Origin of the sequence: Rathayibacter sp. AY1F2, assembly GCF_002930885.1 — a bacterium.
Classification (GTDB): Bacteria; Actinomycetota; Actinomycetes; order Actinomycetales; family Microbacteriaceae; genus Rathayibacter.
In genome coordinates, this window is the sequence record NZ_PSVG01000050.1 from 1 (window position 1) to 2434 (window position 2434).

The window sequence follows — 2434 nt, forward strand, 5'->3', positions numbered from 1 at the left end:
GGACCTGCCGGTTCCCCGGCTGCACCCGCTTGTCCTCGACGGCCGAGGCCGACCACACCCTCGAGGGGCGGACCGGGACGCGGGCGGACCGGGACGCGGGCGGACCGGGACGCGGGCGGACCGGGACGCGGTGGCCGACGCCCCGAAGCGCCGAAGCACGACGGGACACGGGGTTCGAGGCTCGGAGCTCCGGGACACGGGACACGGGGCTCGGAGCTCGGAGCTCGGAGCTCGGGGCTCGGAGCTCGGAGCTCAAGGCTCGACGAAGCGCCAACGTGCCGACGGACCTCGCGGCGCCGGAGGTGAGAGAGCGCGAGGGCGCCTGGGCGTGTCCAGGCACGGCGATTCACCGCCTCGCGGCCGACGGAGTGTCGAATCGCCCGGCATGTCGGGCTGCGGATCAGAACGGCGGAGGCGCGTCCACGAACCGCGGCCGCGTCGGCGACAGCACCGATGGCGACGGTCGAGGTGACGACGGTCGCGATGACCTCAGCTGCGATGACGAGGATCGTGGTGACAGCGGGTGCGGCTGCTGCTCCGGCTGCGGCTCCGGCTCCGGTTCTTGCGCCGACTGCGGCGTCGGTCGTCGCGTGGGCGGCAGCGGAGCCCCGGGCAGCGCCCGCGGTCGGTCGGTGATCCGTCGGCCGGTGGGGGTCGTCCAGACGACGGTGCCGTCCGGATGGAGGGTGTAGGTCCAGCGGTCGCCGTGGCGGACGTGGTGGTGCGCGACGCAGAGCGAGGCCAGGTTGCCGAGGGCGGTCTCGCCTCCGTTCCGCCACTCGAGGGTGTGGTCGGCCTCGGCCGTCGAGGACAAGCGGGTGCAGCCGGGGAACCGGCAGGTCCGGTCGCGCAGCTGCAGCTGGAGGCGCATCCGAGGGGGCGGGACGCGGAGGGTCCTGCCGACCGACGTCACCACTCCCGTGTCCGGATCGGTCAGCACCCGCGTGAAGGTGGCCGCCGTGCGGACGAGCTCCCGGGCGACGTCGGCGGGGACGAGACCGTAGCCGTCGAGTTCGGCCGGCGCGTCGTCGAGGCCGACGGCGGTGCTGGCGGCCAGGGTGAGGCGCACGTCGGCGCGGACTCCGGAGACCGAGGCGTGGATTCCGGAGCCCGAGGCACGGACGGCGCTCGCTCCTTCTCCCGAGGATCCGTCTGCGGAGATGTCGCCGTCGATGAGCAGATCGACGAGCGCGTCGGCCCGCAGCTGCGCGAGCGTCCGGCCGTCGCCGAGGGAGATGTCAGCGTCTCCACCGGCGCCGCCACCCGTCTCCGCGCCGAGCCCGGCACCGGCACCAGCACCAGCACCAGCACCAGCACCAGCACCAGCACCAGCGTCCGTCCGTGCGCCGACTGCCACCGGAGCATCGCCACGGGCACCAGCACCGCTCTGTGCAGTCGCAGTCGCAGTCGCAGTCGCAGTCGCACTCGCACTCGCACTCCCACTCGCACTCGCACTCGCACCTGCACCTGCACCTGCACCTGCACCTGCACCTGCACCGAACCCGATCCCCGCCGCGTCCGCCCCGTCGCGGAGCGAGCGGGCGATCCGGTCGAGACGGTTGTAGGCGCCGACCGCGACCGGGGCCGGCAGCAGGGCGCAGAGCGTGGCCATGCCGTCGGCCTCTGCTCCGAGCCACACGCTGCGATCCTCTCGGGCGCGGGCGTGGCGCTCGGTGAACGGCTGCTCGTGCAGCTCGTCGCGCAACCGCGCCACGGTCCGGCGGAGCTGGGTGGGCGTCTGCGAGAGCGCCGCGGTGGCCGCCCGCTCGTCGAAGGACGCGCGCGACGGAGCGGGGAGGGTCGCGGCGGCGGCGCAGACGACCTCGCCGGCCTCCCAGAGGATCCGGGCCTCGGCCAGGAGGGTGCGGGTCGCCGGGAGGTCCTCGATGAGGGGCCGAGCGTGCTCGAGACGCCGAGACGCCACGCGCTCCGACATCCCGAGCGCCGTCGCGAACTCGGCTCGGATCGAGCGCTCCACGAGGTCTCCCGCCTCGCTCCGGGAGAGACGGCTCCCCCGCGCGAACGACTCCGGCACGAGCAGCGCCGCCCGGTACGCCGTGTGCAGGGCGACAGCCCCCGCGAGCAGCACCGGCGCCGAGGAGCGGGCGAGCCCCGCCGCGAGACCGGCGAGCGCGCGCACCGCGTCGAGCGTCTGCGCCGTCTCGACCGCGCGCACCGCCTCGACCACCTGCACCGCGTCACCCGAACTTCTCATACGTGTATTGAATCAGCGACCACCGACATCGGGCCGGGGCCCGTGACCAGGATCGGGACAAGGGAGCCGGTACCCCACCTGTGGAGGGAAGGACCGCCGGCGAGCGCGGGCTCGCACACCGCTGTCCGCGCGATTCCTGAGCCGAGCCACCAGCCCGCGCCGCCCGCCCCGCTCGAACCCGTCCGCTCGAACCCGCCCCGACCCGGCCGCCCCCGGCTC

The 2434-nt window shown here is 74.7% G+C and carries 1 protein-coding gene; it reads right to left on the minus strand.

What is annotated here, in order from left to right:
• Positions 1-400: 400 nt before the first annotated feature.
• Positions 401-2215: an HNH endonuclease signature motif containing protein gene (locus C5C54_RS17425; RefSeq protein ID WP_104288903.1), complete on the minus strand. Its 1815-nt coding sequence runs from the start codon at positions 2213-2215 to the stop codon at positions 401-403.
• Between the last annotated feature and the right edge of the window lie 219 nt (positions 2216-2434).

Bases quoted from the DNA above. Each gene is read 5' to 3' on its own strand.
- C5C54_RS17425 (WP_104288903.1), bottom strand. From the start codon at position 2,215: ATGAGAAGTTCGGGTGACGCGGTGCAGGTGGTCGAGGCGGTGCGCGCG.